Consider the following 15,611-nt stretch of genomic DNA (forward strand, 5'->3'; position numbering starts at 1 on the left):
GACGGACGGGCCCCGATGCACGACGATGACGGCATGCTGAACAACGGGGAACCCGAACCGGACGCGACGGACGAGGACGAGGACGAGCTGCTGCAACGCCTGGTCGGCGAAGTGTGGGTGAACGTCTACCGGTTCGGCGGCATGGGCGTCGTCGACTTCGGCGGGACGGTCTCCTGGCCGCTGGGCGACGGCGGGGAGGTGTCGACGGGCAGCCGGTACGCCGTGCACGCCCAGTGCCCGTTCCGGATCGTCCAGTGCGGGGAGGTGTACCTCGGCTCCGACGACCTGGTGCCGGGCGGGGGCGGCGACCGCCTCGCCTACGACGATGGGGCGGACGCGCTGCGGGAGTTCCTGGCGCGGCGCTCGCCCCGGGTGCTGTCGGTGGAGCGGGCGCCGGAGGGCGACCTGCGGATCACCCTGGAGCACGAGCTCAGGATCGACGTCCTGCCGACCAGTTCGAAGGTCGAGGAGTGCTGGCGGTTCGTGGTCCGGGGCGGGGAGCACGTGGTGTTCCCGCCCGTCGACTGACCCTGCCGGGCCGCGTGGCCCGACGGGTCGGCCGACGGCTCAGCGCCCGTTGCGGGCCACGGCCCGCAGCCGTCGCCAGGTGCGCCCGGCGGGCCCGCCCGCGGGGGCGTCGTCCGCCCAGTCCCGGGCCGTCCCGGCGAAGGTGTCCGCGCCCGTGACGGTGCCCGTGCCCGTGCCCGTCGCGGCCGGTGGCCGGGCCCGGCCCGTCCGGGCGGCGCGCAGCAGCTGCTCCGAGGTGATGCCGTCGAGCCGGGCCCGGGCGTGGTCGAGCAGGGCGGCCCCGGCGGCGGCGATCGCGGGCTCGCCCAGCGGGCGGGTCGGCAGCGCCAGCCCTTCGGCGAGCAGCTGGTCCAGGGCCGTCCGCAGGTCCGGGACGGAGAGGTCGCGGACCGTCAGCGACAGGTGACCGGACAGTCCCTCGGCGCCCACCGCGCGGTGGGCGAAGGCGCGCGGGACGTAGAGCACGTCGCCGGGCCCGAGGACGGTGTGCAGGCGCTGCGCCGAGCGTTCGCCGTCGGGGAGTTCGCCCAGCGACCACTCGGCGGCGGCCGGTGCGTCGTGGACGTACCAGGTCTTGCGCCCGGAGACCTGGAGGACGAACACGTCGGCGTCGTCCCGGTGCACCGCGAGGCCCTGGCCGCCGACCGGGGTGAGGAAGAAGAACGCCTCCACCCGCCGGTCCAGCTCCTCGGAGAGCCGGGCCACCAGGTCCCCGGTCGGGCCGTGCCACTGGTCGACGCAGCGCAGCAGCAGCGTCGCCCCGGTGCGCAGCAGTGCGAGCACCTTGGCGCGGTCGGCGAAGCCGTGGTGGGTGGTGCCGTTGACGGTGCGGGAGGTGGTGAAGGCCTCGGCCGGGACGACCACCTTGTCGGAGCGGACCAGCTCCAGGTACGGGGTGCGCAGCAGTCCGCTGTCGAAGGCGGCGTCCAGTGCGTCGAGGTCGAACGGCGAGGCGGGCCGGGCGGGGGTGAAGACGGCGGGTTCGCGCTGCCACCGGTGGTCGGCGAAGGCTGCGAGGTCGCCGACCCAGTCGGCGAGCGTGGGCGATTCCATGGGGTGTCCAGAGCTGTCGGGAGGGCCGGCCGGTTCAGCGGCCGACGGAGGCCTCGAACCGTACGGAGAGCAGGGAGCGCAGCGGGACGGGCGCGTCCTGCCGGGGGCTGCGGATGGTGAGGCCGTGGTCGAGGGCGACGGTGAGCAGGCGTTCGGCCAGCGGGACGACCAGGTGCTTGGCCCAGCAGCGGGCGCCGTCGAAGCCGAACGGCATGAACCCGGGGGTCTTCTCCGGGTCGGCGACCCCGTCCCACCGCCGCGGCCGGAACTCCAGTGGGTCGGACCAGTAGTCCGGATGACGGTGCATCAGCAGGGGGAGCAGCGCGACGTTGTCCTCGGTGCGGATCTCCGGGTGCAGCCCGGCGTAGGCGTCCCCGCCGTTGCGGTAGAGCATCCACGCGGGCGGGAGCAGCCGCAGGGTCTCCCACAGGACGGCGGTGAGGTCCTGGCGGGGTTCGGGCGCCGTCCGCAGCAGCCACAGGGCGTTGCCGGCCAGGGCGGCCACGCCGTCGCAGAGGGTGGCGGAGGCCCGCCGGTACATGGCGACGGCCTGTCTGCGCTCCAACGGGTCGTCGGCGCCGCGGATCAGTCCGGCCATGGCGGTGGGCGGGTGGTCGGCCCCGGTTCTGTCCCCGCTCCGGTTGCCGTTGACGTTGCCGTTCCTGCTCCGGTTCCCGCCCGCGCCGCCCGGCCAGGTGGTGACGGCCCGGTCGACGAGCCGGGAGAGGGTGTCGGAGCGGGTGATGCCGCGCCTGGCCAGCAGGGAGACCGGCAGCGGGTCGGATCCGAACAGCCACCGGCGCAGGTACGAGGTGGGCGCGTACGGCCAGGCGCCCGCCAGCCCGCCGGCCGGGGGCGGTGGCTTGCGGATGCCCGCCATGACGTCCTGCCCCAGGGCGCGGATCGTCCTGGTCGCGCTGTCGTGGGGGATGTCGGCGCCCGCGGCGGGCTTGTAGACGGAGCGCTCGGTCTGGAGCACCGGCCGGGCCGCCACGATTTCGGCCATCAGCCGGGCGTCGGCGACGCCGACCGTGGTGGCGTCGACGCGGAACACCTTCGCGTCCCGGGCCAGGAGGTCCTGAATTCGCGGGGCGTAGACGACGGAATGTTCACGGACCGTTTCCGGCGCCATTTCTTGCACGAGGATCCCGCCTCCGTGGGAATAGCGATGAAATGCGGCGCCGGTGGGGCGGCGGTACTGCCGCCGCCCCACCGGCCGTGGTGCATCAGATGACGTGCAGAACCCACGCGTGGTTGGCGAGGTCCTCGTCACGCTTGAACTTCTTCACGATCGCCTTGATCATCTTCATGGCTGTCCCCTTCCGGGAATACGGGCGCGACGAATAGGTGTGGTCGCACCGGTGGTGAAAGTCCGGCTTTCCGGTCCGGACGGCCGAACTGCTTCAACTGACTCAGGACCTTAACCGAACGACGGCGATCATGACACCCCTTCGACAACCGGAGTTCGATTTCTACGAGGCATTGACAGCCAATTCGAATGTCGAATCGTTATAACCTTTTCCGGTGGGGGCATTCGCTGCCGGAACGCACGGGGAGGGCCCCGCGCGGACGCGGGACCCTCCGGTGCGTGCGGGGCCGGTCAGTTGTACGTGGTGGTGACGGTCACGCCGCCGAAGCCCTGCTGGGCGTACAGGCTGAAGTACACCCAGCCGGACGGCGGGTCGGCGATGGTCAGGGTCTCGCCGTTCCCGGCGGCGGTGGACTTCGCCCGGTACGACGAAGTGGTCGCCCAGGACGGGCCGTTGTAGTACAGGTCGGCGTTGCCGGTGCCGCCGGCGGTGGTGATGGTCAGCTGCTTCACCCCGGCCGGCAGGTAGAGGAAGCTGTAGGCGTAGTTGCCGGTCGTGGCGGCGACGCCGTCACGGCGGCAGTTCCTGTCGTACTGCCGGGCGTCGGCGGCCGCGCACAGCGGGGCCTGGCCGGTGGGCAGGCTGCCGCAGTTGTCGGCGGCGCAGGCCTTGAGCCAGCTCGCGAAGTCGGCGTCATAGCGCGTGCCGATGGTGGTCTTGAGCAGGGTGCGGGCGCCGTTCCAGTCGCCGGCGCGGTACTTGGCGAGCAGTGCGTCGACGTCCTGCGGGTGCGACTGGAGCATGTAACGCACCGCCAGGTAGCCCCAGTTGTAGATCCGGGTGGAGTCGGCGTTGTCGTAGGTGGTGTCGAACAGCGTGCTCAGTGGGTAGCTGCCCTTGCCGGCCTGGGTGACGGCGTCGTCGTAGTGGACGCCCCGGTAGCTGTACGAGACGTACTCGGCCAGGCCCTCGACCCACCAGACGGTCGGGGTGGTCATGCCCGCCTCGAAGTCGCCGTACATGTCGTAGCGGCCGTCGAGGTAGTGGGTGTACTCGTGGTTGAGGTTCCAGATCTGGAAGCTCGGGCGCAGCCAGTCGGCCTGGTGGGCGATGAAGCGGGCCTGGTTGCCGGGGGTGGCCGGGCTGCCCTCCTCGTACATGCCGCCGTTGTCGACGGCGATGTGGTACATCTCCCAGGCGTAGAGGCTGTAGTTGTAGTAGTCGTCGAAGACGACGACCTCCAGGCCGGTGTTGTGGTCGTCGGCGACCGGGCCGTTGTCCTTGGCCACCCGGTGGAAGAACGCGTCCTGGTCGACCAGGCTGGTGCAGGTGTCGGCGTTCTGCCGGGCGGTCATGCTCTGCGAGCGGATCCGCAGGTTCGGGTTGCAGGTGCTGTCGCTCTTGAGCACCAGCGGGACGAGCTTCGCGGGCACCTCGCAGGTGCCGTAGTAGGAGCAGTTGCCCGCGTCCTTCTGCTCCGCGAACCAGAGCAGGTTCATGGTGAGCGGGCCGGTGGCGCCGACCAGCGGGTAGCGGTTGACCAGGTCCTTGACGATCGGTCGGCCCTGCGCCCGGAGGGCGTCGACGGCGACCAGGTGGCCGAGCTGGATGCCGATCCGGGTGACCGGGTCGGCGCCGGTGAGCTGGGCGCTGTTGCGGGTGACGAAGGAGGCCATGGTGGTGGCGAAGGACGGGTCGGCCTGGAGGGCGGCGGTGAACTCCGGGAGCTCGAAGCCGCGTTCGATGACGGTCTCGGTGTTGCCGACGGCGGCGGCCATCGAGCCGCTCCATCCGCCGGTGTAACCGTCGAGCAGGCGCTTGACCACGCCGGTGTAGCGGGCGTTCTCCCGGGCGCTGTCGATCAGCGTGACGGCCTCGGCCAGGGTGGCGCCGTTGGCCTCGGTGACGTCCTTGCTGTGCGGGGCGGCGAAGAAGGCGTCCAGCGCGCCGCGGATCGAGCTCCGCAGGCCGTCGCCGTACGGGCCCACGGCGTCGGGGTGGTACCACTGCACGTAGTAGCCGGCGCGCAGGAACAGCACCAACTGCCCTGCGGAGGTGGAGTTGTCGCCCGGGTAGCCGGCGGCGGCGGTGTCGCGCAGGGCGTCGGCGACGGTCACCATCTGGGCCTCGGCGAAGGCGCCCTTGGCGTCGTTGCCGGTGAGGGTGAACAGCGTGTTGACGCAGTCGAGGCCGGCCGCCTTGACCTGCTGGACCAGCGCGGCGCCGGACTTGCCAGTGAACGCCGCGGTGTCGCAGGCGGTCAGTTGCCGTGCCGTCCGGGCGGCGCCGACGGCACCGGCCGCGGTCGGGGCCGTTGGCCTGCCCTGGCTCTCGGCGGCGAGCGGACGGGGGTCCTGGGGCGTGTCGGGCGACTTCGGCACCGGGATCGCGCGCGGGGCGGCGGGTGCGGCGGGCGCGACGGGTGCGGCGACCGGCGGGGCAACCGGCCTGGCAGCCGGTGCGGTTGGCGTCGGAGCGCGGTCGGCCGCGTGCGCCTGCGGGGCGAACAGGCCGGCTGCGAGGAGGAAGGCGACGCCGAGCGCGGGCAGTCTGCGCACGTTCGCCTTCGATATCCGGAAGGGACGCATGGGGTGGGGGCCTCCGGGACCGTGAGGGGGCCGTGCGGTTGGGGGCGCACGGGCGGAGCCTGATGTGTGACATGTAAAATGGCACACTCATTCAGGTAAAGGGAAGGCCTGGGAGCCGGGCTTCCGGTCGACGAGACCGAACCGTGCCCTCCCGTGCCGTCCGACATGCCGCCCGACGCGCCGCCGGATAAGCCGCCCGGTGCGTTATCTGACGATCAGTCAGGCCGCCGACCGTGCCCGGGGCGTGAGCGCCGCGAACTCCAACGGCGCCGACGGGTCCACCGACACGTCCGCCGGAGCCGGCTCGACCCCGGCCCGGACGAGGAGGTCGCCGACGGCCGCGACCATCGAGCCGTTGTCCGTGCACAGCCGCAGCGGCGGCACCCGCAGGGCGATCCCGGCCGCGGCGCACCGCTGCTCGGCGAGCGCCCGCACCCGCGAGTTGGCGGCGACCCCGCCGACCACCACCAGGGTGTCGATCCCGTGGTCGGTGCAGGCCCGGACCGCCTTGTGGGTGAGCACGTCCGCGATCGCCTCCTGGAGGGCCGCCGCCGCGTCCGGGACGTGCGGCTCCTCGTCGGCCGTGCGCCGCGCCTCGACCCAGCGGGCGGCGGCGGTCTTGAGGCCGGAGAAGGAGAAGGCGTACGGGTCGTCCCGCGGCCCGGTCAGCGGTCGCGGCAGCCGTACCGCCGCCGGGTCCCCGTCGCGCGCGGCGCGGTCGACGGCCGGTCCGCCGGGGTGGGGCAGGCCCAGGATCCGGGCGACCTTGTCGAAGCACTCGCCGGCCGCGTCGTCCAGGGTGTCGCCGAGGTGGACGATCCGGCCCCGGGCGAGGTCGCGGACCAGCAGCAGCGAGGTGTGCCCGCCGGAGACGATCAGCACGATGCACGGGTCGGGCAGCGGCCCGCCGTCCAGGGTCGCGGCGGCGACGTGCCCGGCGAGGTGGTGCACCCCGTACAGCGGGACGCCGAGCGAGAAGGCGTACCCCTTGGCGGCGGCGACCCCGACCTGGAGGGCGCCGGACAGGCCGGGGCCGGTGGTGACGGCGACGGCCCCGACGTCCCGCAGCGTCAGTCCGGCCCGGTCCAGGGCTTCCTGCACCACCGGGGCCATCGCGTGGACGTGCGCCCGGGCGGCGATCTCCGGCACCACCCCGCCGTAGCGGGCGTGCTCGTCCATCGAGGAGGCCACCGCCTGCCCGAGCAGCACGCCGTCCCGGACCAGACCGGCACCGGTCTCGTCGCAGGAGGACTCGATGCCCAGTACGACCACCGGCGCCCCTGTCACAGTCACTCACCCTCTTCACTCATTACACGTGCAGGTGACCATTGTGCCCGATGTGAACGCTGGAATAAGCAGGAGCCCATGCTTCGTTCCTGCAACCCATACGCAATAGTGTTGTCCCGGCACGATCGTCATCGCTCAACCCGCCGAAAGGGGCCGTGTCCTGATGGGCACCTACTCGCTTCCCGACCTGCCGTACGACTACTCCGCGCTCGAGCGGGCCATGTCCGCCGAGATCCTGGAGCTGCACCACTCCAAGCACCACGCCGCCTACGTGAAGGGGGCGAACGACACCCTGGAGCAGCTCGCCGAGGCGCGCGACAAGGAGCAGTTCGGCGGCCTGGTCGGCCTGCAGAAGACCTTCGCCTTCCACCTCTCCGGCCACGTGCTGCACTCGCTGTTCTGGCAGAACCTGTCCCCGGAGGGCGGCGACCGCCCCGAGGGCGAGCTGGCCGACGCCATCACCGAGCACTTCGGCAGCTTCGAGGCCTTCAAGAAGCAGCTCTCAACCGCCACCACCGGTGTCCAGGGCTCCGGTTGGGGCATCCTGTCCTGGGAGCCGCTCGGGCAGCGCCTGATCGTCGAGCAGGTCTACGACCACCACGGCAACGTCGGGCAGAACACCACCCCGCTGCTGGCCTTCGACGCCTGGGAGCACGCCTACTACCTGCAGTACCGCAACGTCCGCCCGGACTACGTCACCCGTCTGTGGGACGTCGTCAACTGGCAGGACGTCTCCTCCCGCTTCGCCGCCGTCAAGGGCGCCTGAGCACCGAGCGAGCAGGAGGGCCCCGGACCGGTCGGGCGGTCCGGGGCCTTCCCCCTGCGTCCCCACCGTGGTTTCCCGCCACGGCCGTTGATCTCCGTCACGTCAGCCACACCGAACCGAAGACTCGCCGCCACCCGTTGTTCGCCCGTGAACGGCGCGCGGTCGCTACGCTCGGGTTACCGCCGGTCACCGGCGGTCGGCGGCCGACCGGCCGACCGGCCCGTCCGCTCCCGAGCGAAAGGCCGTCCGATGGCCCCTCGTCTGTCCGTCGTCGTCCCGATCTACAACGTCGAGCGCTACCTCGCGGAGTGCCTGGACTCGATCGCGGCCCAGACCTTCGCGGACTTCGAGTGCGTGCTGGTCGACGACGGCTCGACCGACGACGGCCCGGTGATCGCCAAGGAGTACGTCGCCCGCGACCGGCGCTTCCGGCTCGTCCAGCAGGAGAACAAGGGCCTCGGCGCCGCCCGCAACACCGGCTGGCGCCACCTGACCCCCGGCACCCAGTACCTGACCTTCGTCGACAGTGACGACACCCTGCCGCCGCACGCCTACCAGCTGATGATCAGCACGCTCGACCAGACCGGCTCCGACTTCGCCACCGGCAACGCGATGCGCCTGCGCACCACCGGCCTCACCCCCTCGCACGCCCACCGCCGCCCCTTCCGCGAGACCCGGCTGCGCACCCACGTCAGCGAACTGCCCGCCCTGGTCACCGACCGCACTGCCTGGAACAAGGTCTACCGGCGTACGTTCTTCGACACCGCGGGCATCCGCTACCCCGAGGGCATCCTGTACGAGGACGCCCCGGTCAGCGTCCCCCACCACTTCCTCGCCGAACGGGTCGACGTGCTCTCCGAGCCGATCTACCACTGGCGGGTCCGCGAGGACGGCAACCTCTCCATCACCCAGAAGAAGACCGACCCGCGCGGCCTGATCGACCGGGTCCGCTCGATGGAACTCGTCCGGGAGTGGCTGCTCGCCCGGCCCGAGGCCCTCTTCGCGGAGCAGTACCTGCGCGCCTACGACCGGAACTGCCTGGTCGAGGAGATCCCGATGTTCTTCTGGTCCATCCCGGACGGCGACCGCAACTACTGGGAGGTCTACCAGCGGCACGTCGGCCGGCTCCTGAACGCCATCGGCCCGGAGCGGATCGCCGACCTCAACGGCCAGCTGCGGCTCAAGTACCGTCTGACCCAGGCCGATGCGATGAACCGCTTCATCGCCGTCCAGCGCCTCCACCGCACCGTCCGGCGCGCCCGCCAGGCCGCCCAGGCGGTGCGCCGGGGCTGACCGGGAGGGGCGCTCGGTCCTCGGCGGGTGCCGTCAGCCTTCCGAGGGCGCCGTCAGCCGGCGGACCGGTCAGCCTCCCGAGGGTGCCGTCAGCCGGCGGACCAGGGTGACCAGGGCGGCCCGGTCCGTGGCCGGGTCCGCCGTATCGGCGAGCAGCAAGCGGACCATCTGCGGCAATGTGAACCACGCGTTCACCAGGCCGATCACCGCGAACATCAGCCGCGCCGGATCCACCTCCCCGGCCACCCCGCCGCCGCGCTGCGCGGCGGCGACGGCGGCGACCTTCTCCCCGTAGTGCGCGGTGCGCTCCGGTCCGGCCGCCAACTCCTCGGCGTCCGAACCGCGTTGCAGACCCTCCCAGGCCAGCAGCCGGGAGAAGTGCGGGTTGGCCGAGTGGTAGTCGAAGACCCGCCCGGCGTAGTCGCCGAGGTCCAGCCCGCCCACCGGGGCGAGCGGCACCGCCTCCGCCAGCTTGCCGAGCTCGGACGTCAGCACGGCGGAGAAGAGCTGCTCCTTGTTGCCGAAGTACTGGTAGATCCGCTCCTTGTTCACCCCGGCCCGGGTCGCCACCCGGGCGATCCGGGCTCCGTCCGGGCCGAACTCGGCGAACTCCTCGACCGCGGCGTCGAGGAGGAGCTGCTGCGTGCGTGCGGTGTCCCAGGCCATGGCCCAAGGGTATCCCAGATTTCCAACCCAATGGTTGGACATCGGCGTCCGCGCATGCCAAACTCCAACCGAAGGGTTGGAGATGAGGTCTCCGCCCGCTCACCAAGGGGAGGACCCGCGCCATGACCACCGACACCATCACCCCAGCAGCCCCCGCCCGCACCGCTGCCGCGGCCCCCTCGGTCCACCGCCGCGCCCTGCTCACCTGGCTGGCCGTCTACCCGACCATCACCACCGCCTTCCTCGTCCTCGGCCCCCACCTCGGCAGCCTGCCCGTGCCGCTGCGCACCCTGGTGATGACCGCGCTCGTCGTCCCCGTCGTCGTCTACGCCCTGATGCCGCTCCTGCTCAAGGCGGAGACCAGGCTCGCCCACCGCCACACCGGCCGGAAGTAGGCCCGGTCCGTGGCTGGTCCGTGGCTGGTCCGTGGCCGGGTTTCGGGCGGTCAGCCCCTGCGTCGCGCCGGGGTGAAGCGGACCGGGGTGCCCGGGGCGGCCTGGGCGGCGGCGGCCAGCGCGGCAGCGGGGACGACGCCGATGACGGGGTAGCCGCCGGTGGTGGGGTGGTCCGCGAGGAAGACCACCGGGCGGCCGTCCGGCGGGACCTGGACGGAGCCCAGGACCATGCCCTCGCTGGGGAGTTCGCCGTCGCGGGCGCGCTCCAGGGGCGGGCCGTTCAGGCGCAGGCCGATCCGGTTGCTGGTCGGGGAGACGCGGTAGTCGGATGCGGTCAGGGCGGTACGGGAGCCGACGGTGAACCAGTCGTCGCGCGGGCCGAACAACACCGGCAGGAGCAGCGGGTCCGGCGGTGCGGGCGTCGGCACCAGGTCCACCGCGGCGGGCGGGCCGACCGGCTCACCGAGCGGCAGCACGTCCCCGGGCGCCAGCGGAGCGGGGCCCAGCCCCGACAGCAGATCGGTCGAGCGGCTGCCGAGGACCGGGGCGGCGGCGACCCCGCCCGCGAAGGCCAGGTAGCTGCGCACGCCCCGCGTCGCCGGGCCCACGTCCAGCGTCGCCCCGGCGGGCAGCCGCACCGGGGCGCCCCAGGCGGCGGGCCGCCCGTCGACCCGTACGGCGCACGGCGCTCCGGTCACGGCGACCGTCACCGCGCGGTCCACGCGCAGCGCGCAGCCGAGCAGGGTGGTCTCCAGGGTGGCCGCCGTCGAGGGGTTGCCGACCAGCCGGTTGGCCAGCCGGTGGGCGGGCTGGTCCAGCGCGCCGGACCGCGGCACGCCCAGGTGCGCGTGCCCGGGGCGGCCCAGGTCCTGGACGGTCGTCAGCAGGCCGGAGCGGATGACGGTGACGCTCATGCTTCCTCGCTCTCCTCGCCGACCTCGCTCATCTTCCTCGATCATCTTCCTTGCTCATACCTCCCCGCTCATGCTTCCTCGATCACGAAGCGGACCCGGGTACCCGGGCTGAGCAGGGCGGCGGGTTCGCGGGAGGGGTCCCACAGCACGGCGTCGGTGTGCCCGATCAGCTGCCAGCCGCCGGGGGAGGAGCGCGGGTAGGCGCCGGTGTAGCGGCCGGCGAGGGCGATCGCCCCGGGCGGGACGGCGGGACGCGGCGCGGCCCGCCGCGGTACCCGGTACCGCTCGGGCAGGCCGGTCAGGTAGCCGAAGCCGGGGGAGAAGCCGCTGAACGCGACCCGGAACTCGGTCGCGGAGTGGATCCGCGCGACCTCCCGCTCGGTGACGCCCCACAGCGCGGCGACCTCCGCCACGTCGGCGCCGTCGTAGCGCACCGGGACGGTCACGGTCCCGTCGGTGCTCGTCCGCAGCGGCGGGACGCGCCAGCCGGGCAGTTCGGCGGCCAGGGCGTCCGGATCGGCCACGCCGTCGAGCAGGACGGTGCGCTCGGCCGGCACGACCTCCGTGACGGGCGGGAAGCCGGAGGCCGCGCGGCGGCGCTGGAGTTCGGCGTGGAAGGCGATCGTCTCGTCGGCCCCGGCGAGTTCGACCAGCAGCGCGTCCGGGCCGACCCGCAGGACTCGCAGGTTCATCCCGTACCTCTCCCCGCCCCGCCCGGGACGCGTGCGAACGCCTCGACGCGGACCCCGGCCCGCCACAGCGCGGTCCGCACCCGCTGGGCCAGCTCGGCGGCCCCCGGGGTGTCGCCGTGCACGCACAGCGAGCGGGCCCGCAGCCGGATCCGCTCGCCGGTGCGGGCGGTGACCTCGCCGTCCCGGGCGATGGCGACCGAGCGGGCGACGACCGCGTCGGGATCGTGGAGGACGGCGTCGGGTTCGCGGCGCGGTACGAGGGTGCCCTGCGGGGTGTAGGCGCGGTCGGCGAAGGCCTCGGCGACCGCCGGCAGTCCGGCCCGCCCGGCCGCCTCGTGCAGCCGTGAACCGGGCAGCCCCAGGACCGGCAGCGCCGACGCCGGCCCGGCGAGGCGGATGCCCTGGACCACCGCCTCCGCCTGCTCCTCGTCGTGCACCGTCCGGTTGTACAGCGCGCCGTGCGGTTTGACGTACGCCACGTCCGCTCCGGCCGCCCGGGCGAACACCTGCAACGCCCCGATCTGGTAGGCGACTTCGTGGGCCAGTTCGTCGGGCGGGACGTCCATCGCCCGGCGGCCGAACCCGGCGAGGTCCCGGTAGGAGACCTGTGCGCCGATCCGTACGCCCCGGGCCGCGGCCAGCTCGCACACCCGCTGCATGGTGCTCGGGTCCCCGGCGTGGAAGCCGCAGGCGACGTTGGCGCTGGTGACCACGGACAGCAGGGCGTCGTCGTCGGTGAGCGTCCAGCGGCCGAAGCCCTCGCCGAGGTCGGCGTTGAGGTCGACGACCGTCGTGGGGGCGCCTTCGGTGCCTGCAGCGCCTTCGGGCGGTGTCACGCCGCCTTCGGGCGGTGTCACGCCGTGCCGTCCGTCATCGCGCGGACGATCACCGCGCGCGCGTCGTCCAGGTACCTGGTCAGTTCCACCTCGGCGTCGTCGATCTCGCCCGACTCCAGCAGTCCGGCGAGCGTCTGGTTGCGGCGCAGGAACGGCTCGTGCAGCCCGCTGGCCGACGGGACGGCGGCGAAGGCCAGGCGCAGCTCGGCCATCAGGCGGGCCATGCACTCGTCGATCCGCCGGCTGCCGGCGAGCCCTGCGATGGCCTGGTGGAAGTGCAGGTCGGCGGTGCCGACGGTGACCCAGTCGCCGAACGCCTCGGCGGCCTCCGCGCGGGCCAGCGCGGTCCGCACCGCGGCCAGGCGTTCGGGTGTCGCGCTGCGCAGGGCCCGTACCCCGGCCGTCTCCAGTGCGAGGCGCAGGGTGTAGATGTCGGCGACGTCGGCCGGTTCGAGGACGCGGACGAACACGCCGCGGTTGAGCTCGTGCACGACCAGCCGCTGGTCGGCCAGCAGTCGGAACGCCTCGCGGAGCGTGTTGCGCGAGACGGTGAGCGCCTCGCCGAGCGCTTCCTCGGAGAGCCGGGTGCCCGGAGAGAGCCGGCCCTCGGTGATGTGCTCGCGCAGCAGATCGGCCACGCGTTGGGCGGCGCTGGCGCGTTCGATGCGACCCCGGTCGGCCGCGAGCGCGTCGAAAACTCCGGTCACGTTCCACCTCCTGAACTCTTGTCGGATTGTTCCACAATCCCCTAGCCTCTCGGCAACCCCCGAACGGTCGCGGTCCACCCAACCGCGACCGCCTCCGCCCCGGGGCGCCCAGGCGGCCACCCGTACGGCGGAGGTCCTCTGAAAGGCGGTCAGGAACATGATCGTTCTTGTCGGCATTCTCGTCGTGGTGGCCGGGTTCGCCACCCGGCGGAATCCGCTCCTCGTCGTCGGCGCCGCCGGCATCCTCACCGGACTGCTGGGCGGGATGAGCCCGTTGAAGGTCCTGGAGGCCTTCGGCACCGGCTTCGCCTCCAGCCGCTCGGTGACCCTCTTCGCGATCACCCTGCCGGTGATCGGCCTGCTGGAGCGCCACGGCCTCCAGGAGCAGGCCCGCACCCTGATGAACAAGCTCGCCAAGGCCAGCGCCGGGCGCGTCCTCGCGGTCTACCTGGTGGTCCGCCAGCTCACCGCCGCCTTCGGCCTCACCGGTCTCGGCGGACCGGCCCAGGCGGTGCGCCCGATGGTCGCGCCGATGGCCGAGGCCGCCGCCGAGCGCCGTCACGGCAGCCTGACCGACAAGGCCCGCGAACGCCTGCGCTCCTTCGCCGCCAGCGCCGACAACGTCGGCCTGTTCTTCGGCGAGGACTGCTTCCTCGCCGTCGGCTCGATCCTCCTGATCACGGGGTTCGTCAACGCGACCTACCACACCGCCCTGGAGCCGGTGCAGCTCGCGGTGTGGGCCGTCCCCACCGCGGTCTGCGCCCTCCTCGTCCACGGCGCCCGCCTGCTGCGGCTGGACCGCACCCTCGCCCGGGACCTGTCCGCTGCGCCGTCCGCCACGGCCACCACTGGGGCCACCACCGCCGCCACCGCCACCGCCGCCGTCGATCGCACCGAGGAGAGCACCAAGTGATCAAGGTCGAGTGGCTGTACTGGCTGGTCGGAGCCGTCTTCCTCGCGATGGCCGCGCAGATGGCCGCGGACCGAGGCAACCCCAGGCGGTACGGCAGCGCCGCCTTCTGGGGCCTGCTCGGCGCGAGCTTCGTCTACGGCTCCTGGGTCGCCGACAAGACCGCCCCCGCCGCGCCACTGGGCGTCGCCGTCCTGGCGATGATCTGCCTGGCCGGCTTCGGCTTCACCGGCCGCGGCACCCCCACGGCCGCCGCCCCCGAGCGGCGGGCCGCCTCCGCCGCGCGCCTGGGCAACCGGCTGTTCATCCCGGCGCTGGCGCTCCCGCTGGTCGCGCTGGCCTGCGGCACGCTCCTCAAGGGCGTGCACCTGGGCGGCGGGGTGCTGCTGCAGACCGGCAGCGAGACGCTCCTCGGGCTCGGCATCGCCTCGCTCGTCGCTCTGGGCCTCGCCCTGCTGCTCACCCGCGAACGCAACCCCGCCGTCGCCCTGCGCTCGGGCCGCGGGCTGCTGGAGGCCATGGGCTGGGCCCTGCTGCTGCCGCAACTCCTCGCCGTCCTGGGCTCGATCTTCCAGGGCGCCGGCGTCGGTGCCCAGGTGGGCAGGATCACCACCCACTTCCTCCCGGACGGCAGCAAGTACGCGGCGGTGGCGGTCTACTGCCTGGGCATGGCCCTGTTCACGATCATCATGGGCAACGCCTTCGCCGCCTTCCCGGTGATGACGGCCGCGATCGGCTGGCCGGTCCTGGTGACCCAACTGCACGGCAGCCCGGGCGTCGTCCTGGCCGTCGGCATGCTGGCCGGCTTCTGCGGCACGCTCGTCACCCCGATGGCGGCCAACTTCAACCTCGTCCCGGCGGCACTGCTCGAACTCAAGGACCAGTACGGGCCGATCAAGGCCCAACTGCCCACTGCAGGGGCGCTGTTGGTCTGCAACATCGCCATCATGTCGCTCTTCGCGTTCTGACCCGCCCCGCCCGCCCCGCTTCCAGAAAGGCCGTCCCATGACCAGGGTCCTGCTCACCGGTTTTGAACCGTTCGACGGCGCCGACGTCAACCCGTCCTGGGAGGTCGCCCGTCTCGTCGCCGACGACCCGCCCGAGGGGCTCCTGGTCACCGCCACCCGGCTGAGCTGCGTCTTCGGCCGGGCGGCCGAGGAACTGCGCGCAGCGATGGCGGAGTGCTCCCCGGACCTGGTCGTCTGCCTCGGCCAGGCGGCGGGCCGACCGGACGTCACCGTCGAGCGGGTCGCCGTCAACGTCGACGACGCCCGCATCCCCGACAACGCCGGGCGGCAACCGGTCGACCGGCCCGTCGTCCCCGGCGGCCCGGCGGCCTACTTCGCCACCCTGCCGGTCAAGGCCTGCGTGGCCGCCGTCCGGGCGGCGGGCGTGCCTGCCTCCCTCTCCCACACCGCGGGGACCTTCGTCTGCAACCACGTCTTCTACGCCCTGATGCACACGCTCGCCACCGAACACCCCACCGCCCGGGGTGGGTTCGTCCACATCCCGGCCCTGCCCGAGCAGGTCCTCGACGGCTCCGCACCCGCCCTGCCGGCCGACCTCGCCGCCCACGCCCTGCGCGCCCTGCTCACCGCGGCCGCCATCCGCACGGTGGACCTCCGCGTCCCGGAGGGCGCGACCCACTGAGGCCGCGCCGTCCGGG

Annotated in this window: 16 protein-coding genes; 7 read left to right on the top strand and 9 right to left on the bottom strand. The window is 73.1% G+C overall.

Translation table 11 applies throughout. The features are described from left to right. Nucleotides 1–33: 33 nt before the first annotated feature. Entirely contained in the window at nucleotides 34–528 is a 495-nt protein-coding gene (locus tag AB0F71_RS25990; protein WP_360238596.1) for a hypothetical protein, read from the top strand. A gap of 39 nt (nucleotides 529–567) precedes the next feature. On the opposite strand, the gene AB0F71_RS25995 is transcribed toward AB0F71_RS25990, so the two are convergent. From AB0F71_RS25995 to tsaD, 4 genes are all read right to left on the bottom strand, one after another. Continuing rightward, a complete protein-coding gene (locus tag AB0F71_RS25995) occupies nucleotides 568–1,581 on the bottom strand; it encodes a cupin domain-containing protein (protein WP_360238598.1) in 1,014 nt (337 codons plus the stop codon). Nucleotides 1,582–1,615: 34 nt separating this feature from the next. After that, nucleotides 1,616–2,713 carry a cytochrome P450 gene (locus tag AB0F71_RS26000; protein WP_360238600.1) on the bottom strand — a complete coding sequence of 366 codons (1,098 nt, stop codon included), beginning with the start codon at nucleotides 2,711–2,713 and terminating at the stop codon, nucleotides 1,616–1,618. Between the two features lie 468 nt (nucleotides 2,714–3,181). Then, nucleotides 3,182–5,449 (bottom strand): M9 family metallopeptidase, encoded by a 2,268-nt coding sequence (locus tag AB0F71_RS26005; RefSeq protein ID WP_360238602.1) that lies wholly within the window; start codon nucleotides 5,447–5,449, stop codon nucleotides 3,182–3,184. Nucleotides 5,450–5,698: 249 nt separating this feature from the next. Further along, nucleotides 5,699–6,772, bottom strand: a complete 1,074-nt coding sequence (gene tsaD / locus AB0F71_RS26010) for a tRNA (adenosine(37)-N6)-threonylcarbamoyltransferase complex transferase subunit TsaD (protein WP_360238604.1) — start codon at nucleotides 6,770–6,772, stop codon at nucleotides 5,699–5,701. Between the two features lie 157 nt (nucleotides 6,773–6,929). Here tsaD and AB0F71_RS26015 point away from each other — a divergent pair, with 157 nt between their 5' ends. Beyond that, on the top strand, nucleotides 6,930–7,532 hold the full coding sequence (locus tag AB0F71_RS26015; protein ID WP_360238606.1) for a superoxide dismutase: 603 nt from the start codon (nucleotides 6,930–6,932) through the stop codon (nucleotides 7,530–7,532). A 249-nt stretch (nucleotides 7,533–7,781) separates the two neighbouring features. Next, a complete protein-coding gene (locus AB0F71_RS26020; RefSeq protein WP_360238608.1) occupies nucleotides 7,782–8,825 on the top strand; it encodes a glycosyltransferase in 1,044 nt (347 codons plus the stop codon). A gap of 69 nt (nucleotides 8,826–8,894) precedes the next feature. On the opposite strand, the gene AB0F71_RS26025 is transcribed toward AB0F71_RS26020, so the two are convergent. Next, nucleotides 8,895–9,491 (bottom strand): TetR family transcriptional regulator, encoded by a 597-nt coding sequence (locus AB0F71_RS26025; RefSeq protein WP_360238610.1) that lies wholly within the window; start codon nucleotides 9,489–9,491, stop codon nucleotides 8,895–8,897. Nucleotides 9,492–9,613: 122 nt separating this feature from the next. Between AB0F71_RS26025 and AB0F71_RS26030 the strand changes: the two genes are divergently transcribed. Next, complete coding sequence (locus tag AB0F71_RS26030) at nucleotides 9,614–9,886, top strand: hypothetical protein (RefSeq protein ID WP_360238612.1); 273 nt, start codon at nucleotides 9,614–9,616, stop codon at nucleotides 9,884–9,886. 50 nt (nucleotides 9,887–9,936) lie between these two features. Here AB0F71_RS26030 and AB0F71_RS26035 read toward each other — a convergent pair whose 3' ends face one another. From AB0F71_RS26035 to AB0F71_RS26050, 4 genes are all read right to left on the bottom strand, one after another. Continuing rightward, a complete protein-coding gene (locus AB0F71_RS26035) occupies nucleotides 9,937–10,800 on the bottom strand; it encodes a biotin-dependent carboxyltransferase family protein (protein WP_360238614.1) in 864 nt (287 codons plus the stop codon). A gap of 68 nt (nucleotides 10,801–10,868) precedes the next feature. After that, a complete protein-coding gene (locus AB0F71_RS26040; protein ID WP_360238616.1) occupies nucleotides 10,869–11,492 on the bottom strand; it encodes an allophanate hydrolase subunit 1 in 624 nt (207 codons plus the stop codon). Next, nucleotides 11,489–12,328 carry a 5-oxoprolinase subunit PxpA gene (locus AB0F71_RS26045; protein ID WP_360238618.1) on the bottom strand — a complete coding sequence of 280 codons (840 nt, stop codon included), beginning with the start codon at nucleotides 12,326–12,328 and terminating at the stop codon, nucleotides 11,489–11,491. Before AB0F71_RS26045 ends, AB0F71_RS26040 begins: the two co-directional genes overlap by 4 nt. Before the next feature lie 17 nt (nucleotides 12,329–12,345). Continuing rightward, nucleotides 12,346–13,035 carry a GntR family transcriptional regulator gene (locus AB0F71_RS26050; RefSeq protein WP_360238620.1) on the bottom strand — a complete coding sequence of 230 codons (690 nt, stop codon included), beginning with the start codon at nucleotides 13,033–13,035 and terminating at the stop codon, nucleotides 12,346–12,348. Between the two features lie 157 nt (nucleotides 13,036–13,192). Here AB0F71_RS26050 and AB0F71_RS26055 point away from each other — a divergent pair, with 157 nt between their 5' ends. Genes AB0F71_RS26055 through pcp form a run of 3 tightly spaced genes read left to right on the top strand, consistent with a single transcriptional unit; the run spans nucleotide 13,193 to nucleotide 15,595 of the window. Continuing rightward, nucleotides 13,193–13,948, top strand: a complete 756-nt coding sequence (locus tag AB0F71_RS26055; protein WP_360238622.1) for a DUF969 domain-containing protein — start codon at nucleotides 13,193–13,195, stop codon at nucleotides 13,946–13,948. After that, complete coding sequence (locus tag AB0F71_RS26060; protein ID WP_360238624.1) at nucleotides 13,945–14,913, top strand: DUF979 domain-containing protein; 969 nt, start codon at nucleotides 13,945–13,947, stop codon at nucleotides 14,911–14,913. Before AB0F71_RS26055 ends, AB0F71_RS26060 begins: the two co-directional genes overlap by 4 nt. A gap of 37 nt (nucleotides 14,914–14,950) precedes the next feature. Then, complete coding sequence (pcp, locus tag AB0F71_RS26065; protein WP_360238626.1) at nucleotides 14,951–15,595, top strand: pyroglutamyl-peptidase I; 645 nt, start codon at nucleotides 14,951–14,953, stop codon at nucleotides 15,593–15,595. Nucleotides 15,596–15,611 lie beyond the last annotated feature (16 nt).

The organism is Kitasatospora sp. NPDC028055 (assembly GCF_040637885.1).
GTDB lineage: Bacteria > Actinomycetota > Actinomycetes > Streptomycetales > Streptomycetaceae > Kitasatospora.